Genomic DNA, 16,210 nt, shown 5'->3' on the forward strand with positions numbered 1-16,210 from the left:
CTCCTGCTGGCACCAGCCGCAACCGTCTCCACAGAACCTGGCGCCGGGTCCGCCCGCTAACCGGGCAGCGCCCGGCGCGTCGGCGCAGGTTGGGCCTCAGGAAGGTCCGCGGGTAAACGCCTCCCGCGGACCAATAACGACAGTTCCTATGAGCAGAGCCGGGTGAGGCCCTGCCGAGGGCCCTCTAGATACGGCCCGCGGCGAGGTCCGGATCGGCGTCAAAGTCCTCGCCGCCCCGGTCCGGCGAGGGGGCCGGGGACACAGGTTCTTCACGGTTCGTCCGCAGGGAACGCCACACGCCGAACCCGGCGACTGCCAGAAGAGTTGCGATCCACCACGCCATCCGCGATGCTGGCCGCACAGCCGTGACCGGGGCGGGATCCACGATGTCGGCCGCGGCTTTCGGCGCCACCCGCTTCAAACGCTCCTGGACCCGCGGGCTCAGGGTCTCCACCCCGCCCGCGAGCTCGTCAGCGAGCCGCCGCACTACTGCCTGGAGGCGGGGTGATGCGGTTTCAATGCCTGTATCGAGCCCGGCCACGGCCCGTTGCAGTGCCGTCTGTACCCCGGGAGTGGCCCATTCCCTCCCCTTGGCCAAGTGGGCCATGAGGTTCTCAGCAAGAGGGAGGACCTGCTCGGGTTCGGTCACTGGATTTGCTTTGCGCATGCTGTCTCCTGGGTGTGATGGATGCCCATAGCCTACGGCGGGCAGCGCCGCAGAAACACCCCTTCGGCATCCGGGAAGATTACGGGGCAAGGGAGCTGCGGTCCTCATTGCTATTGGGCGCGAAACACAGTGTCGTTGGGGTATAGGAAGCAGGCTGAAAGGCGCATAGTTGGACGATGACAAGTCCTTACACCCGTGGCGACTCCTTCAGCGGCGGGGCATCCCGGGAACACATCAAACGAGCGCTTGTGGAGTATGGGGCGACGGACGTTCTTTTCAGCCAGCGTGAAAACCGGAGCGCCATCGCTTTCAAGGGCGACGGGAGGCAATTCCGTATCGTAGTCCCGTTGCCGCAGTCTGATGGAACCACGGTAATTCCGAGGGACACGGCGGAGGGCCCTATCCGCGAAGCGAAGGCTAAGGTCCTCGAACGTGCAAACCGCAGGTTCTGGCACGCCCTGGCCCTGTCCATAGACGCCAAACTTGCGGCGGTGGGGGCAGGCGTTGCCACCCTTGAATTGGAGTTCCTTGCCCATGTGGTTCTTCCAGGGAACCGAACGGTAATCGACGAACTCGAACCCGTCATCGCCTCTGCTTACCGGTCCGGCCGGCAGCCCTCATTCGACTAAGCGGCTACGTCCTCCCGGTCTTCTCGTCCCCCATGTGCACGGCGCCCTCCGGGAGGCAGAAGCCAAACCACGGGCTCGTGTCGGAACGTCGTGACTGGTCCTTCAGATGGTGGCGAGAGCACCCTGGGCGCTTTCCACCAGAACATGGGTGCCTGCCTGAACATGAACCACTTCGCCGTCAACCGTCGTCTGGGTGGTTCGGCTCGCTGACTGTCCCATACTTCGCCATCCGCGAAATGTTGGCCAGGATCAGGCTGTCGAACTGCGCTGTGGCACCATCGGCGCGCACGAGCTCAAACGGCCTCAGGCCAGAAAGCGTCCGGGCCACGGAAATGAGTTCGAGGACTTTCCCCTTTCCGCCCTTTTCGATTCCGATAGCCATTAGCGGAGTGAGCCCGAACCCCACATATGAGTGGGCGTACTCGACCTGCTGCCCCTCTGCACCACGGAATGTTATGCGCATCAGGTCGATGCGGCGGATCCGGCTCTCGCGAATGGCCTCTGTAAGCGGCCTTACCGGCATGCTCCTGTGATGATCATTGGCGTTGCCTGCCGGGAGCACAGTGCACACCGCCCTGTTGGCGGGAACGCCCATCACACCGTTAACCACCTCGTTGTACCCGCCATCACCGCTGACCGAAACTATGAGCGGGGATCCCCTCCCGGCCGCGGATCGAGCCAGATCGCGGGCATGCCCGGCAAAGTCCGTCGGCAGCAAGTCAACAGGCAGGTTCGGCAGATCAGTTGCTAGATCACGCTGCAAGACGTCAATCCGCGCGGACATTCCAACTTTGCCGGGATTAAATATCAGAACTACCCGGTCAAAGGAGGCGGCAGGTGCCCGGTCATCTGCCATGCTGCGCATCCTCCCGGCCCTGTTGCGGTCAAGTCCAGCCTAGCTCTGGACAGGCCCGTCCCAAAAGGTCGGAGCAGTGCAGTGGAAGACGCAGCGGAACTGGTCCTGGTGGAGGGCTGCCCGTGGCCTCCTGTCCGCTCTGGTGCCAGTATGTTGAGGACCAGGTTTATCCAGGCGCCCGATACCGGGCAGCAAGGACGCACAGTCATGACCTTTATTCAGGATTTAGGCAGTGTGGGGCGGGACGACGTCGCCGTGGCCGGCGGAAAGGCCGGCGGACTGGGCGGCCTTATCCAAGCCGGGCTGCCGGTCCCGGCAGGGTTTGTGTTGACCACCGCCGCCTATTCGGACTTTGTCGCCCGCAACAATCTCGCGGCGGCGATCCAGGACCTGGCCACGCTGTCACCGCAGGCTACGCCCCAGGACTACGAGGATGCCTCGGACCGGATCAGAACCCTTTTCTTGAGCGGCACCATGCCGGCCGGGATCGCAGCCGAACTGTCCGCCGCCTATGCGCGTCTCGGCGGTGACGATACGCCGGTGGCGGTGCGCTCCTCCGCCACTGCCGAGGACCTCGAATCGGCCAGTTTCGCCGGGCAGCAGGAAACCTACCTCAACGTCCGCGGCACTGGCGCCCTCGCGAAAGCCGTGACCGACTGCTGGGCCTCCCTCTGGACGGCGCGTGCGATGGCCTACCGCGCCCGCGAAGGCATGCGGTCTGACGAGGTGCGCCTCGCCGTCGTCGTCCAGCAGATGGTGGAGGCCGAGGCCGCTGGGGTCATGTTTACCGCCAACCCCGCCAACGGGCGGCGCGATCAGACGGTCATCAGTGCCGCGTGGGGCCTGGGCGAGTCGGTGGTGAGCGGGACGGTCACCACGGACGACGTGGTGGTCGATGCCGGGACCGGCTCGGTGGTGTCGCGGCAGACAGCCGACAAGGAAGTCATGACTGTCTACGCGGAGAACGGGACCCGGGAGCAGCCCGTGGCGGCAGCCCGCCGTCGTGCGCCAGTGCTTGATGACCGGGCGGCGGCCGAGCTGGCCAGCCTTGGCAAGCGGAGCGCTGAGCATTTTGGGGTGCCGCAGGACATCGAGTGGGCGCTGGCCGATGGCACATTCTTCATCCTGCAGTCCCGTCCCATCACGGCGCTGCCTGAACCGGCGGCCGACACCCCGGACGCCTGGCCGCTGCCCTATCCGAACGGGCTCTACTTCCGGGCGAGCATCGTGGAACAGCTGCCGGACCCGCTCTCGCCGCTGTTCGCCGACCTGATCGACGGGTCCGTGGCGCGGTCGCTGAGAACCCTGATGGCCGAGGCCCTCGGCAAAAACGTCATCCGCGACGGCGATGTGCGGCTGCCCACCATCAACGGCTACGCCTACTACTATTACCGCAGCTCGGGAATGTGGCGGATGATGGGCAGGGCGCTGACGGCGGTGGGCGCGCTGGCCCGCGGCAAGGCGCATATGGGGGTGGCCGGCTGGCGCGAGTTCTCACATCCCCGGTACGAACGGATGATCAAGGACTGGTCAGCGCGGCCTGTTGCCGAGCTGTCCGGTGAGGAACTGCTGGCGGGCGTACAGGCGCTGCTGGACGCCGGCACCGTGTACTACACCGCCGTGCAGTCGATTATTCCGCTCGCCGCCACCAGCGAAATCTCCTTCCGGGCGTTCTACGACAAGCTGGTCCGGCGCGACGGCGATCCGCCGGCCCAGACGCTCCTCCTCGGCTACGACAGCGAACCCATCCGCGCCGAGAAGTCCCTGTACGATCTGGCTGGCTGGGCCCGCAGCGACCCCAGGCTGACAGCAGCTTTGGTGGAGCGTCCGACGGCGGTGCTCGCCGAGTGCCTGCGCACCGGTTCGCCGCCGGAAGGGGTGGACGGCGTCCTGTGGCAGGAGTGGCGCTTCACCTTCCGGGAGCACCTGGGCATGTACGGCCACGCGGTCTACAACCTCGATTTCGCCAGCCCGGTGGCGGCCGACGACCCGTCCGCCCTGCTGGAAACGGTGAAGTTCTACCTGCGCGGGCAGGGCACCGACCCGCATGAGCGGCAACGGCAGCTGACCGAGCGACGGGAGTCGCTCACTAAGCAGATGGCCGGCCGCCTCGGGCCGCGGCGCCGGGCGGTGTTTTTCCGGCTGCTCCGGTGGGCGCAGGACCTCGCACCGCTCCGCGAGGACGCGCTGGCCGACGTCGGACTTGCATGGCCTCTGCTGCGGCAGATGCTGCTCGAACTCGGGCAGCGGCTGGTTGATTCTTCGGTCATCGATTCGCCGGACGATGTGTTCTGGTTGCGGTTCCAGGAGCTGCGGAGCGCCGTCGAGTTCGGTCTCACCGCACCGGGCGGCAGCGCGCCCGAGGCGCGGGCCGCCGTCGTCATTGCCGGAGCTGAGCGGCCCGTCCGAGCCGCCGCCGTTGAGGAGCGCAGGATGCTGTGGCGGGGCCAGGTGAAGGCCGCCGCCCCGCAGATGCTTCCCGAGAGCCGGTGGATGGAGCGGGCCTTCGGGTCGATGATGCCGGCCGGCTCGCAGCACCAGAGTGGCGACATCATCAAAGGCGTCGGCGCCAGCGCGGGCCGGGTCAGCGCCCCGGCCCGGGTTCTGGCCGGGCCGCAGGACTTCGGCAAGATGGAACCCGGGGACGTCCTGGTGGCCCGTATCACCACTCCGGCCTGGACGTCACTGTTCGCGATGGCCTCCGCCGTGGTGACCGACGTGGGCGGCCCGCTGAGCCACAGCTCCATCGTGGCCCGCGAGTACGGCATCCCCGCCGTCCTCGGCACCGGGGTAGCCACGCAGCGGATTGCCACCGGCCAGCAGATCAGCGTGGACGGCGACGCCGGGACCGTCACGATCGAGCGCACGGGCGCGTAGCCGTGTGGCTCCGACTCTCCTAGGTGCGCCCGAGCCCTCTGGCGTAGGCGGCCTGCCCCACGTGCTGGAGGCAGTCGGCAAGGGTGCTCACCAGCCGGACACCGAGCGTGACCGGCGGATCCCAGTGCCGGTCCACGATGCGGTCCAGGTCCTCGTCCCCGAGTCCCGCGAGGAAGCCCGCGGTCTGCCGGTGCACGGCATCGTAGTACTCCAGCAGCAGTTCCGGCCCGGCCTGGACCGCGTCCACCTGGTCACTCGAGTGGCCGTAGCCGGTGTCCCGCTCCGGCAGCGGCAGGCCGAAGCGGCCAGCGAAATCCTGCGACGTCCACACCTGCTCCAGCCCGGCCGCGGCGGCCACCTGTGCGTCCTCCACCCGGCCGAGGTGCCAGATCAGCCAGGCGATCGAGTTCCCGGTGCCGCCCGGCCGCCGGGTGAGGGCATCGCCGTCGAGCCCTTCCAGCGTGGCCTCCACCGTCTCCCGGATCCGGCCGAACGATTCCAGCAATAGCTCATTGATTTTCATCCAGGTCCCCTTCGGTCAGTTGGCGGGGGCGGTCAGCGGGCGGGCAACTCTGAGGTGCCCGTGGTCGATGAGCCACCGGACGGATTCGAGCACAGCCTCTTCGGGCTCGTAGCGGGGCGCATAGTGCAGCAGCGACTTGGCCTTTTCGATGCTGAAGCAGTGGTTGCGGTACAGGTGGCCCCAGCTCGCGTCGGCATGCTCAGGCGTGGTGCTGCCGCGGAACTGCTCCCAGGAGATTGGTTCCAGCGCCGTCGGGTGCCCGAACCAACCGGCGGCGATCTCCACGTATCCGCGGACATTAAGCGCAGTGGGGGCCACGATGTTGAAGTCCTCGCCGGCGGCGGCGTCCCGGTGCTCGATGGCCTTCTCGAAGGCCTGGGCGAGGTCGTCTGCGTGGACATGGTGCATCATTTCGGTGCCGCTTCCGGGCACCTGCAGCGGCTGGCCGGCGGACAGGGTCTGCCAGACGGTGGGGTCAAGGTTCCCGAGCGGGCCGATGGGGTGCCAGCCCGGTCCGACGATGTGCCCGGGGTGCAGGGACGTGGTGGCCAGTCCCCCGGCTGCTGTCTCTTCTTTCAGCATGCGCGCGATGGTGTCCTTCTGGATGCCGTAGTCACCGATGGGGGCTGCGGCGGCGTCGGACCCCTCGGCGATGGGCAGCTTGCGGCTGGGCCCGTACCGCCAGATGGACCCGCAATGCAGCAGATGGGCGGCCTTCCCACGAAGTGCGCTGACCAGCGCGGTTGCCGATTCGAGGGTGAAGCACACCAGGTCAACCACGACGTCGGCCTGCAGCGCCGCGACCCGCTCCCCAAAGGTGCCGTCCCGGTCCTCCTGCTCGCGGTCGGCAATCACCTGGCGCACCTGCTGCCACTCGGGCGCCTCGACGTAGGACTTGCTGGTTCCACGGCTGATGTTGATGACCATATGGCCGGCACGCACCAGCCGGGGAACGAGGAAGGTGCCGATATGGCCGCTGCCACCGATAACAACAATTCGCATGGTTCTCCGTCTTCTTGCCAATTTTCCCGGACACGATGTTCCAGCCTCCACGCTAGAGGCTTGGATGGAATGGGTGGAAGGACCAATTGCTGGAACACCTGCCGGTGGAACGCAGGCCGGCACCGCGACGACGCCCGGGAGCGAGCGCGCCAGCTACTCGTTTCCCATTCCGGGGTGCACCCGGACGAAATCCACTGTGTTGCCGGAGTTTGTTCGGCCCGCAGTCGTCCTGGAGAATCCCCGCGCGTCGAGGCCGTTCTTCGCGCGGAATTCCGCAACGGCTGCGTCATAGGCGTTATTGAGGGTCTGGCCTGAGAACTCCCCGGTGCTGCCGTCGGTGAAGGTGATCCTGATGCGGACGCTGGCAGGGTAGTGCCGGTTCATGCGGATGAAGCCTTCTGAGTCCTGCTGGAGAGTAATCAAGGGAAATCTGCTTTCGTTGTTGGGACCGGCCTCCAGTCTGGCGCAGATCGCGCCTGGCAGGTACCAGCAGGGCCCCCTACACCGCGCCGGATTGCACCGGGGCCCTTAGTTCACCCTGTAAACTTGGTGGAGGAATTGTTTAGGCCAGCAGCGCCCGGTTCCGCTCCCTCCCCCTTGAATGGAATCCCCCTTAATGTCTTCCGCGATTTCCGCGCCGGCGCCCCAGCGTTTCCCGCTGGCCGCCATGATTGTCCTGGCCACCATCGCCTTCACCGCCATCACCACAGAACTGCTCCCCTCCGGCCTGCTCCCCCAGATCAGTGCCGGCTTGAATGTGTCCGAGCCGGTGGCCGGCTACCTTGCCGCCGCCTACGCCGCCGTCATCGTGGTCACCGTGGTGCCCGCCGCGCGGCTGCTCGCCAACATACCGAAGCGGCCCTTGCTGGTGGCACTGGTCCTGACGTTCGCGCTCAGCAACGCCCTGGTGGGCATCGCCCCCGACTTCAAGTTTGCGATGGTGGCCCGGCTGGTAGGCGGCCTGGCGCACGGGCTGCTCTGGACCACCATGGCCCCGTACGTCGCCCGCGTGGTCCCGGCCGACAAGGTGGGCAAGGCCCTCGCCATCGTCTTCAGCGGCAACAGCCTGGGCCTGGCCATCGGCGCCCCGATCGGCACTGCGCTGGGCACTGTCCTCGGCTGGCGCTCGGCGTTTATGGCACTCGCCGGATTCGGCGTGCTGCTCGCCATCCTGGGCTTCCTGTTCCTGCCGTCCGTCCGGCGCGGCGCCGGTGAGGTCCGCCCTTCGATGCGTGCGGCCATCGCCCAGCCCGGCGTGAAGTCCGTCGCCATCGCCTGGCCGCTGCTGGTCCTGGCCCACTTCGCGCTCTTCACCTACATCGCCCCGTACATCCGCGAGGCCGGCCTGCCCGACTACGCCATCAGCCTCTCACTCACCGTCCTCGGCGTCGCCGGCCTGCTCGGCATCTGGATCGCCGGGATGACCGTTGATTCCCACCCGCGCCGTTCGCTGCTGATGACGACGGCGGCAATTGCCGTCTCGATGCTGGCGTTGCCGTTCGTGGGTGGCAACCTTGTCATCGCACTCGCACTGATGACAGTGTGGGGCGCCGGGCTCGGCGCGATCGGCATCTACAACCAGTCGGCAATCCTCCGCGCCGGCCGGGAGAACAAGGACGCCGCCAACGGGCTCACGGTCCTTACCATCCAGCTGGGTATCACCATCGGCGCCCTCTACGGCTCCGCCGCCCTGGTGGTGGCCGGTCCGCTGCTGGTGCCGGCAGCCGCTGCGCTCCCGGTGATCGCGGCGCTGGTTATCGCCTACGCCGGAAAGACGGCGGCCTACCCGCCGGGCCCGCGCGAGTCGACGTGGAAGCGGCCCCGGCCCGTCAAGGAACACCAGCACTAGCCTGCCGAATGACAGAGGACCGGCACCCCGCGTTAACCTCCGCTCCAACTCCCGGCACCAAACACGCAACCTGCCCTCCCTAGCGTCGACGGGTCACCGGCCACCAGCCGGTCCCCGTCTCACCAGGAGGAACACCCATGCGCCACGTCCTGACTGCCGCGGCAGCCGCCGCCCTGATCGCCGCCATGGCGAGCCCCGCCGTCGCGAGCTCCGGGAACGAAGCCGGCACGCCGTCGTCGAACGCTGCTGGAACCGCCACCTCAGCAATTAGAACCAACGAGCGAAATGGCTCCTTCGACCTGCAGAGCCACCGCGGCGGCCGTGGTGAATGGACCGAGGAGTCCCTGGCCGCGTTCGAAAACTCCCTGGCGCTGGGCGTCACCACACTGGAGCTGGACACGCACCTGACCGAGGACGGCAAGGTGATCGTGTGGCACGACGACACCATCCAGGCCGGCAAGTGCAAAGACACGGCCGCCACCACCGACACGGATCCCGAGTTTCCGTACGTGGGCGACCGCGTGGCCGAGCTGTCCCTGGCGCAGATCAAGACGCTCGACTGCGGCTTCAAGCAGCTGTCCGGCTACCCGGAGCAGGACGTCGTGGAGGGCAACCGGATTGCGGAGCTCAAGGACGTCTACCAGCTGGTTCGGGATACCAACGCCGCGAAGGTCCGCTTCAACGTGGAGACCAAGGTGGAGAGCAGCGAGGTGGGCGGCGCCGGCATGGAGTCCCTCACCCGCGCCGTGGTGGCCGAGATCCAGGCGTCCGGCATGGCGGACCGCATCACCGTGCAGTCGTTCGACTGGTCCTCGCTGAACCTCACCAAGGAGATCGCGCCCGAGCTGCCGCTGGTGGCGCTCTCCAGCGGCAACGCCTGGATGGGCGTCGGCCAGCCGGGTGCCAGCCGGAACCTGGGCGGCATAGACATCGATGACTACGCCGGTTCCCTGCCCAAGGCGGCAGCTGCGCAGGGGTATGACGTCGTCTCCCCCACGTTCAGCTCCGTCACCCCCGCGATGATCGCCGAAGCCCACGAACTGGGCCTGCCCGTCATCCCCTGGACCGTGAACACCACCGCGGACATGGAGCACCTGATGGACCTGGGCGTGGACGGCATCATCACCGACTACCCCACCCGCCTGCGCACCCTCATGGAGGAGCGCGGCCTGAAGCTGCCCAAGGCGTATGGGGTGAAGGGCTAACCTCACTAATTCTGGTTTACGCCGAGTCCAGGATTTTTTAGGAGGGATCCTCGACTTCCCAGTCCTTGACATCCGCAAAAGGAGCGAACACGGAGGGGTCAAGCTCTTCGAATTCCATATTATTGCGGACAAGATGCGGCCAGTTCCGGTTGGCCAAGGCTCCCTTGCCCAGGGCAATTACGTCCGCTGAGCCGTCCGCCAGCATGGACACCGCGGTGTCCGGATCGTCCAGTTTGCCGTTGGCGATAACCGGTACCCCGCAGTACCGTTTGGCCAGCGCGGCCAGGGATTCCTCTGCATCCGCGAAGGCAGGCTCGGTGGCGCGGTATTCGGTGGTGTGGACAAAATCGATCCCCGTTGCACCCAAGGTGCCGAAAATGACTTCGGCTTCCCCCACTCCCCCGCTCCACTTGTGGTCGGTGTCGCTGACCTTGGACTGGGAGATGCGGATTCCCACCGTCATGTCCGGGCCAACGGCCTCGCGGACGTCCCGGCAGATTTCAGCGGCGAATCGCACCCTGTTCTCCGGTGATCCGCCGTAGTGGTCATCGCGCTGGTTCAGGTAGTCCGTGAGGAACTGGTCCAGCAGGTAGCCGTTGGCCCCGTGGATTTCCACGCCGTCGAATCCGGCCTGTTGTGCGCGCAGCGCGGCGGTGACGAAACCGTCCAGCACCTCCTTCATCTGGGACAAGGTGATCGCGGAAGGAACAGGGTAGGGACCTTCGCCGCGGTAGAAGCCCAGCTGCTCCCCCTTGGGTGCCACCGCGGATGGCCCCACGGAGGAAGTGACAAAGCGGTTCCCCTGGCTCTGCGCCCCCGCGTGCATTAGCTGGGCGAAGATTTTCGATCCCTCCGAGTGCACGCCGTTGACCACTTTTGCCCAGGACCGGGCCTGCTCCTCTGTCGCGAGGCCCGGCTGGAAGTGGTAGCCCTGGCTGTGGGCGGTGTCCGGGTAGATACCTTCCGTGATCAGCAGCCCAAAGCCTCCGCGCGCAAAGGTCTGGTAGTAGGAAGCCATCTTCTCCGTGGCCTGCCCGTCCTCGGTTGCGCTGATCCGCGTCATAGGAGCCAGCGCGACCCGGTTGTCCAGGTGGGTGGCACCGATCCGGATAGGTGACCAGAGCGGGGAGTAATCAGTCATTCAAAATCTCCTTGGTAGTGTTCGGGTCGGGCAGGAGCCCGGCAGCCTGTGCAGGCAGGCCCGCGTTGGCAGGATCAGTTGCGTAGGCCTGCCCGCGTCTGTGCAGGTGGCCCAGAACCGACACGTCAGTGAAGCAGCCGAGCACAGCGGACCACAGTTCTTCGAGTGTCTGGCACTGCCGGGCGGCCCCTGCGGCGGCTGTCATCAACCAGCCGTCCTTGAGGGCGGTCACCTTCGGCGCGCCGGGGAGGCCGGTGCAGAGGGCGTTGACCGTGGCGGCCACGATCAGGTGTTGCCGCATAGTCCGCACCGGCCCCAGGGCGGGGTCCGCCACGGTGGTCCTTCCGCATGCACCGCACATGTCGCTCCTTCCTTACGGCATGACATCGCCGGAGTTGGGCCCCAGCGTCTGTCCCACGAAGAGGTTTCCGCCGGGGTCGCTCGCCAGCAGCACCGCGGCCGGCGCCACTTCTGCCGGAGTCCCGAAGCGCCGGAGCGGAAGTTCGGCACGTTTGGCAGCTTTCCAGCTTTCCGAGATGCCCTCCACCAATGGTGTCTCAATGGGGCCGGGCGCGATGCAGTTGACCAGGACATTGTCCGCCGCCGTTTCCAGGGCCAGGGCCTTGGAAAGGCCCACCACGCCGGCTTTGGCAGCACTGTAATGGGTCAGCCCCACGCCGCCCTTGATGGCCAGCTGGGAGGCGATGTTGATGATGCGGCCCCACTTCCGCTGCCGCATCTCCCCCACCACCTCCCGGCAGCACAGGAACACACCGGTCAGGTCCACCGTGAGGGTCTCGTTCCACATGGCCAGGGACATGTCCTCCAGCGGAGATTCCGTCAGCAGGCCGGCACTGTTCACGAGGACGTCAACCTGGCCAAGCCTGTCCCGGGCTTCGGCGAAGGCGGCCCGGACGCTGGCTTCATCCGCCACGTCCACGCGGACGGTGCCGTCCCCTGAGGCCCGGTCCAGTACGACTACCCTGTCCCCGTTCGCGGCGAAGGCCTCGGCAATTGCCTTGCCGATGCCGCTGGAACCGCCGGTTACAACTACGGCGCGGCCTGGGCCCGAACTCCGGGCATTGTCTGATGTGTTCACGGTATCCATTCCCGTTTCAGGCGCGCATCTTCACGGTGAGGCCGCCGTCAACCACCAGCGCCTGCCCGGTGATGTAAAGGGACTCCTCGGAGGTGAGGAACCCGATCACGCTGGCCACTTCCTCCGGTTTGCCCACGCGGCCCCAGGGGATGTCTTTCCCGGCCCGCTGCAGCCCCTCGGGGCCCAGCGAATTCACCGGGTCCAGGGACTGCGGAGTCTCAATAAGGCCGGGGATCACGGCGTTCGCGCGGATCTGCCGCGGTCCGAGCTCCACGGCCACGCTGCGGACCAGGCCCAGGACCCCTGCCTTGGCGGCGGCATAGTGGGCGTGTTCTTCCCACCCGTACACGCCGCCCGCGATGGACGAGACCGCAACCAGCGCGCCGCCGTCGGTCATTCTCTCCGCGCCGGCACGCAACGTGCGCAGCACGCCGGTGAGGTCCACGTTGAGCATGTCGTGCCAGCGCTCGTCCGTCATCTCCCCTAACGGGGAATTGCGGAGGATCCCCGCGTTGGCGATGGCGTAGTCCAACCGGCCGTACTCATCCACGGCCCGCTGGGCCAGGGCATCCACCGACTCAGTGGTACGCACGTCCACCTCGTGGATCACCGCCTCGCCCTTGGCTTCCTTGACCAGACGGAGGGTTTCGTCGGGGTCGTGGGGGTCGCCGGGGAAGGTGCCGATTACGGACACCACCCCCCGGCGGGCGTAATGGACGGCGAGGGCGCGGCCAATGCCGCTGGCGGCACCGGTAATAATGGCAACTCTGTTAGGGGACGTCATGGGGGTGATCCTCCAGGAGGGCTTCAGCGGGGGGCTTGGCGGCGATCATCAGGAGCCCGGAGAACAGCGTTCCGGCCGCGCCGACCCACAGGGCTGCAGCGCCGGTTCCCGCGCTGGCTGCCGCTGCCGTGAACAGCGCGCCACCGAGGATGGTGCCGGGCTGGCTCATGGCGCCGATGAAGGCGGTGCCGGTAGCGCGGCAGCTCACGGGGTAGCACTCGGCCATAAAGTACTGGATCGCGGCGTAGGGTCCGACGAGGAAGAACAGGCCGGCGCCGTAGGTGAGGATGATCATGAACGGGGAGGTTGCTACGGGGCTGAGCATGATCGCAAAGGAAATGCCGGAGAGGATCCAGCCGCCGATGATGGTTCGTTTGCGGCCAATCTTGTCGCCGATCCAGCCATGGAAGACGTATCCGAAGTAGGCCAGCAGGTTGATGATGATCAGCATCCAGAAAGCATCCGAGAGCTCCACGCCCTTGGCATTTTTTAGTACGGAGGTGCCCAGGACGCTGAAGATCATGATGCCGAAGAAATTGAAGATCCAGGCGAGCGAGAAAACAACCGTGTTGCGGGCCAGGTGCGGTTCCCAGATGCGCTTCAGCGGGGCAGCTGAGGAGTGCTCGACGCCATAGGAGTGCGCGAGGGCGTGGGCTTCCGCTGATTTGCCGCTCTTTTCAAGCTCAGTCAGCTTGTGGTGAAGCTCGAACTGGGGCGTTTCCTTGAGCTTCTTGGCGATAACCCAGACGATGACCGCGGCCGGAACCGTTGCAACAAGGTACAGCGCCCGCCAGCCGAGGGCAGGGAGCAGTACCAGGGCGAGTGCGCTGGCAAGCAGGAAGCCCAACGGCCAGCCGCCCTGGATGAAGGAGTAGTGGAAGCCGGGCCGCTTGCGCTTGTCCGGGACCTCGGTGACCTGGTAGACCTCGTTCATGTAGGTGGCGTTCACGGCCTGTTCCGAGAATCCGAGGCCTCCGAAGGATCGGACAATGACGAGCAGGGCGTTGCTCAGGATCGGAATGCCGGTGGGGATCAGTGCCGTCAGGCCGGAGACGACGGCGGTTCCGCCTACGGTGACCATCATGCCTTTGCGCCGCCCCAGCCGGTCAATGAGAGGGCCGATGCCGAAGCAGACGATGGCTGTGCCGACGGCGATCCAGGTGTTGATCGCGTAGGCTTCAGGGGCCGTCCAGCCGAACTCCTCCTGCATGGCCGGCAACAGGGTGCCGAATAGGCCGTAATCAAAGACCGCGATCGTCCAGGCAAGCAGGGCAAGGACGGTAGCGGTGGTGGTGTTCCGCTTGGAAAAGACCGGGAACCGGCGCTTTTCATTCGGTCCCGGCTGAGACAGGTCGACGTCGGACTGCTGGGTAGTCATGGGGTACTTTCCTTTCGGGGGCTGCGGGCAAGGAAGGAGTCGGCGATCTGGTCGAAGGTCAGCCAGCTAACGCCCTCGTGCGTGTTGATGTGTTCGATGAGCCGTTCGAGCATGAGCAGCACCTGCGGACGGCCGGAGACGTCCGGGTGGATGGTCATGGTGAAGACGGCCTGGTCCATCTCGCGGTAGACCCAGTCGAACTGGTCCCGCCACATCTCCTCGATGTCGCGGGGGCTGACAAAGCCGTGGGAGTTTGGCGCCGCCTTGATGAACATCATGGGAGGGAGATCGTCGAGGTACCAGTTGGCCGGAATCTCCACCAGGTCCGTTTCCTGCCCGCGCACCAGCGGCTCCATCCATGTTTCGGCGTCCTTGGTGTAGTCGATCTTCTTCCACGAGTCGCCCACACGGACGTAGTAGGGTTCGAAATCGCGGTGCATCAGGGAGTGGTCGTACTTGATGCCCCGTTCAAGCAGGATCTCGTTGGTGACGGGCGAAAACTCCCACCACGGTGCGACGTAGCCTGTAGGCCGGCGCCCTGAAACCTTCTCGATCAGTTCGATTGAGCGGTCCAGGATCGCCGTTTCTTGTTCCCGGGTCATGGCGATGGGGTTTTCGTGAGAGTACCCGTGGACGCCGATCTCGTGTCCGGCATCCACGATCATCTGCGTGAGTTCGGGGAAGGTCTCAATCGAGTGGCCCGGCACGAACCAGGTTGCCGGAAGGTTGTACTTTTCAAACAACCGGATAAGCCGGGGTCCCCCGACTTCACCGCTGAACAGTCCCCTGGAGATGTCACACGGAGAGTCCTCGCCTCCATAGGAGCCGAGCATGCCCGCCACTGCATCGACGTCCACGCCGAAGGCAACTTGAATGTCCTTAGCCATTGAATATTCCTTTCAATTCGTAAAACCGGGTGTGTTCGTGGGTGTCAAGGGGAAGGTTCAGGAGGCCTCCCTCGTTGGGCGAAGATTTCGGCGATCCGCTCCCGGTCGGGGTTGAGCCTGAGCAGGAGATTGAGCAGAATCAGCGACTGTGACGGCCGCAGGTGACTGGATCCGATGGCCCCGGCCGCGCGGAGGTCCTCACCGCCTCCTCCGGCCCCGTAAATCGGGACCACGGGACCGGAGTCCACGCGGGTGCTGGTGACCACCACGACGCCCGATGCCACCGCGGCGGCCACCGCGGAACAGAGGCTGGCGTTGGCATTGCCGCTTCCGGTGCCTTGCAGGACAATGCCGGCGGCTCCCGCTTCAAGGGCGGCGTGCATCAGGGTGGAGTCGGCGCCGGGGTAAGCGGCAACGAGGTCCACCCGTGGGGAGTCGTCGCCCGGCGGGGGCAAGGGCAGCGCTTCAAGCCTGCCGCCACAGCCCGCCATTGCGACTTCTCCTTGGGCTGATACTTCGCCAAGCACCCCAAAATCTGGGTTCGCGAAGGCATTAAGCCGAAGAGTTTGGCTTTTCCGGACGCCGGCGGCAGGAAAAATGGTACCTGCGAAGTACACCATTACTCCTTTTCCCTTGGCGTCGTTCGAACCCGCGACAGCGATGGCGCGGGCGACATTCTCCGGGCCGTCGGGAGCCTCGGAGTCAGCGGCGCGTTGCGAGCCGGTAAAGACAACCGGGCGCTGGTCGCCATGGGTCAGGTCGGCCAGGTAGGCGGTCTCTTCCATAGTGTCCGTCCCGTGGGTCACCACCACACCCAGAACCTTGGGGTCCTTGAGGACTTCCTTGATGGCGGCGCAGACCCTCAGCATGTCTTCGAAGGTCAGGAGGTAGGACCCTTTCTGGAACACGTCCAGCACCCGGACGGGATGGGAGACGCGCGCACCGAGGGCTTTGAATACCTGTTCGCCGGTATCGGAAGCGACGGCGCCACCGGCACTGGAGGAACGGGACGAAATGGTGCCGCCGGTGGCCAGCAGCACGACATGGGAGTCGGTATCAGTCATCTCAGCTCCGGTAGTTCGCTGCAGGTACCTAACACAATCGATTGGGTAACCTGCCGCGGAAGTGGGCATCGCTTGAGGGGCAAAAGGGTTCGGCACCAAGAGGTTTGTGATACCGGGAGAGCGTTCATCTACACCTACCCAAACGTTTGGGTTGCGTTGATGAAAGACTATAGAATGTGAAGCGGGTCACGTCAAGGGCCGCCCGTGGGGCCTGGCTGAGCAGACCTGGGCTACAGTGACCTCGGTGGG

At 65.9% G+C, this 16,210-nt stretch carries 16 protein-coding genes; 4 read left to right on the forward strand and 12 right to left on the reverse strand.

What is annotated here, in order from left to right:
• Positions 1–184 precede the first annotated feature (184 nt).
• The gene (locus tag QFZ70_RS13290; protein ID WP_307096240.1) at positions 185–667 is read right to left on the reverse strand and encodes a hypothetical protein; all 483 of its coding nucleotides are present in this window, start codon (positions 665–667) and stop codon (positions 185–187) included.
• 176 nt (positions 668–843) lie between these two features.
• On the opposite strand from QFZ70_RS13290, the gene QFZ70_RS13295 reads away from it, so the two are divergent.
• Positions 844–1,296, forward strand: a complete 453-nt coding sequence (locus QFZ70_RS13295; protein ID WP_307096242.1) for a hypothetical protein — start codon at positions 844–846, stop codon at positions 1,294–1,296.
• Positions 1,297–1,474: 178 nt separating this feature from the next.
• Here the strand turns inward: QFZ70_RS13295 and QFZ70_RS13300 are convergent, their stop codons facing one another.
• The gene (locus QFZ70_RS13300; protein ID WP_373461589.1) at positions 1,475–2,152 is read right to left on the reverse strand and encodes a diacylglycerol kinase family protein; all 678 of its coding nucleotides are present in this window, start codon (positions 2,150–2,152) and stop codon (positions 1,475–1,477) included.
• A 207-nt stretch (positions 2,153–2,359) separates the two neighbouring features.
• Here QFZ70_RS13300 and QFZ70_RS13305 point away from each other — a divergent pair, with 207 nt between their 5' ends.
• On the forward strand, positions 2,360–5,029 hold the full coding sequence (locus QFZ70_RS13305; protein WP_307096244.1) for a PEP/pyruvate-binding domain-containing protein: 2,670 nt from the start codon (positions 2,360–2,362) through the stop codon (positions 5,027–5,029).
• 19 nt (positions 5,030–5,048) lie between these two features.
• On the opposite strand, the gene QFZ70_RS13310 is transcribed toward QFZ70_RS13305, so the two are convergent.
• The 3 genes from QFZ70_RS13310 to QFZ70_RS13320 all read right to left on the reverse strand — a co-directional run bounded on the left by QFZ70_RS13310 (position 5,049) and on the right by QFZ70_RS13320 (position 6,977).
• On the reverse strand, positions 5,049–5,552 hold the full coding sequence (locus QFZ70_RS13310) for a DinB family protein (RefSeq protein ID WP_307096246.1): 504 nt from the start codon (positions 5,550–5,552) through the stop codon (positions 5,049–5,051).
• Between the two features lie 15 nt (positions 5,553–5,567).
• Entirely contained in the window at positions 5,568–6,554 is a 987-nt protein-coding gene (locus tag QFZ70_RS13315) for an NAD(P)-dependent oxidoreductase (RefSeq protein WP_307096249.1), read from the reverse strand.
• A gap of 153 nt (positions 6,555–6,707) precedes the next feature.
• Complete coding sequence (locus QFZ70_RS13320; RefSeq protein ID WP_307096251.1) at positions 6,708–6,977, reverse strand: hypothetical protein; 270 nt, start codon at positions 6,975–6,977, stop codon at positions 6,708–6,710.
• A 193-nt stretch (positions 6,978–7,170) separates the two neighbouring features.
• Here QFZ70_RS13320 and QFZ70_RS13325 point away from each other — a divergent pair, with 193 nt between their 5' ends.
• Both QFZ70_RS13325 and QFZ70_RS13330 read left to right on the forward strand, forming a co-directional pair.
• Complete coding sequence (locus tag QFZ70_RS13325; protein WP_307096253.1) at positions 7,171–8,403, forward strand: MFS transporter; 1,233 nt, start codon at positions 7,171–7,173, stop codon at positions 8,401–8,403.
• 137 nt (positions 8,404–8,540) lie between these two features.
• Positions 8,541–9,608 carry a glycerophosphodiester phosphodiesterase family protein gene (locus QFZ70_RS13330; protein WP_307096255.1) on the forward strand — a complete coding sequence of 356 codons (1,068 nt, stop codon included), beginning with the start codon at positions 8,541–8,543 and terminating at the stop codon, positions 9,606–9,608.
• Between the two features lie 37 nt (positions 9,609–9,645).
• Here QFZ70_RS13330 and QFZ70_RS13335 read toward each other — a convergent pair whose 3' ends face one another.
• Genes QFZ70_RS13335 through QFZ70_RS13365 form a run of 7 tightly spaced genes read right to left on the reverse strand, consistent with a single transcriptional unit; the run spans position 9,646 to position 15,961 of the window.
• Positions 9,646–10,749: an NADH:flavin oxidoreductase gene (locus QFZ70_RS13335; protein ID WP_307096257.1), complete on the reverse strand. Its 1,104-nt coding sequence runs from the start codon at positions 10,747–10,749 to the stop codon at positions 9,646–9,648.
• The gene (locus QFZ70_RS13340) at positions 10,742–11,083 is read right to left on the reverse strand and encodes a hypothetical protein (RefSeq protein WP_307096259.1); all 342 of its coding nucleotides are present in this window, start codon (positions 11,081–11,083) and stop codon (positions 10,742–10,744) included. Before QFZ70_RS13340 ends, QFZ70_RS13335 begins: the two co-directional genes overlap by 8 nt.
• Before the next feature lie 39 nt (positions 11,084–11,122).
• Entirely contained in the window at positions 11,123–11,857 is a 735-nt protein-coding gene (locus QFZ70_RS13345) for an SDR family NAD(P)-dependent oxidoreductase (protein ID WP_373461591.1), read from the reverse strand.
• Positions 11,858–11,864: 7 nt separating this feature from the next.
• On the reverse strand, positions 11,865–12,632 hold the full coding sequence (locus QFZ70_RS13350) for an SDR family NAD(P)-dependent oxidoreductase (RefSeq protein ID WP_307096263.1): 768 nt from the start codon (positions 12,630–12,632) through the stop codon (positions 11,865–11,867).
• Entirely contained in the window at positions 12,619–14,010 is a 1,392-nt protein-coding gene (locus tag QFZ70_RS13355; RefSeq protein WP_307096265.1) for an MFS transporter, read from the reverse strand. Before QFZ70_RS13355 ends, QFZ70_RS13350 begins: the two co-directional genes overlap by 14 nt.
• Positions 14,007–14,897 (reverse strand): polysaccharide deacetylase, encoded by an 891-nt coding sequence (locus QFZ70_RS13360; protein WP_307096267.1) that lies wholly within the window; start codon positions 14,895–14,897, stop codon positions 14,007–14,009. Before QFZ70_RS13360 ends, QFZ70_RS13355 begins: the two co-directional genes overlap by 4 nt.
• Before the next feature lie 44 nt (positions 14,898–14,941).
• Positions 14,942–15,961, reverse strand: a complete 1,020-nt coding sequence (locus QFZ70_RS13365) for an asparaginase (RefSeq protein ID WP_307096270.1) — start codon at positions 15,959–15,961, stop codon at positions 14,942–14,944.
• Between the last annotated feature and the right edge of the window lie 249 nt (positions 15,962–16,210).

The organism is Arthrobacter sp. V1I9 (genome assembly GCF_030817075.1).
GTDB lineage: Bacteria > Actinomycetota > Actinomycetes > Actinomycetales > Micrococcaceae > Arthrobacter.

Excerpts from the sequence above, each read along its gene's own strand:
- QFZ70_RS13290 (WP_307096240.1), bottom strand. The coding sequence starts at position 667 with ATGCGCAAAGCAAATCCAGTGACCGAACCCGAGCAGGTCCTCCCTCTT.
- QFZ70_RS13295 (WP_307096242.1), top strand. The coding sequence starts at position 844 with ATGACAAGTCCTTACACCCGTGGCGACTCCTTCAGCGGCGGGGCATCC.
- QFZ70_RS13300 (WP_373461589.1), bottom strand. The coding sequence starts at position 2,152 with ATGGCAGATGACCGGGCACCTGCCGCCTCCTTTGACCGGGTAGTTCTG.
- QFZ70_RS13305 (WP_307096244.1), top strand. The coding sequence starts at position 2,360 with ATGACCTTTATTCAGGATTTAGGCAGTGTGGGGCGGGACGACGTCGCC.
- QFZ70_RS13310 (WP_307096246.1), bottom strand. The coding sequence starts at position 5,552 with ATGAAAATCAATGAGCTATTGCTGGAATCGTTCGGCCGGATCCGGGAG.
- QFZ70_RS13315 (WP_307096249.1), bottom strand. The coding sequence starts at position 6,554 with ATGCGAATTGTTGTTATCGGTGGCAGCGGCCATATCGGCACCTTCCTC.
- QFZ70_RS13325 (WP_307096253.1), top strand. The coding sequence starts at position 7,171 with ATGTCTTCCGCGATTTCCGCGCCGGCGCCCCAGCGTTTCCCGCTGGCC.
- QFZ70_RS13330 (WP_307096255.1), top strand. The coding sequence starts at position 8,541 with ATGCGCCACGTCCTGACTGCCGCGGCAGCCGCCGCCCTGATCGCCGCC.
- QFZ70_RS13335 (WP_307096257.1), bottom strand. The coding sequence starts at position 10,749 with ATGACTGATTACTCCCCGCTCTGGTCACCTATCCGGATCGGTGCCACC.
- QFZ70_RS13345 (WP_373461591.1), bottom strand. The coding sequence starts at position 11,857 with ATGGATACCGTGAACACATCAGACAATGCCCGGAGTTCGGGCCCAGGC.
- QFZ70_RS13350 (WP_307096263.1), bottom strand. The coding sequence starts at position 12,632 with ATGACGTCCCCTAACAGAGTTGCCATTATTACCGGTGCCGCCAGCGGC.
- QFZ70_RS13355 (WP_307096265.1), bottom strand. The coding sequence starts at position 14,010 with ATGACTACCCAGCAGTCCGACGTCGACCTGTCTCAGCCGGGACCGAAT.
- QFZ70_RS13360 (WP_307096267.1), bottom strand. The coding sequence starts at position 14,897 with ATGGCTAAGGACATTCAAGTTGCCTTCGGCGTGGACGTCGATGCAGTG.
- QFZ70_RS13365 (WP_307096270.1), bottom strand. The coding sequence starts at position 15,961 with ATGACTGATACCGACTCCCATGTCGTGCTGCTGGCCACCGGCGGCACC.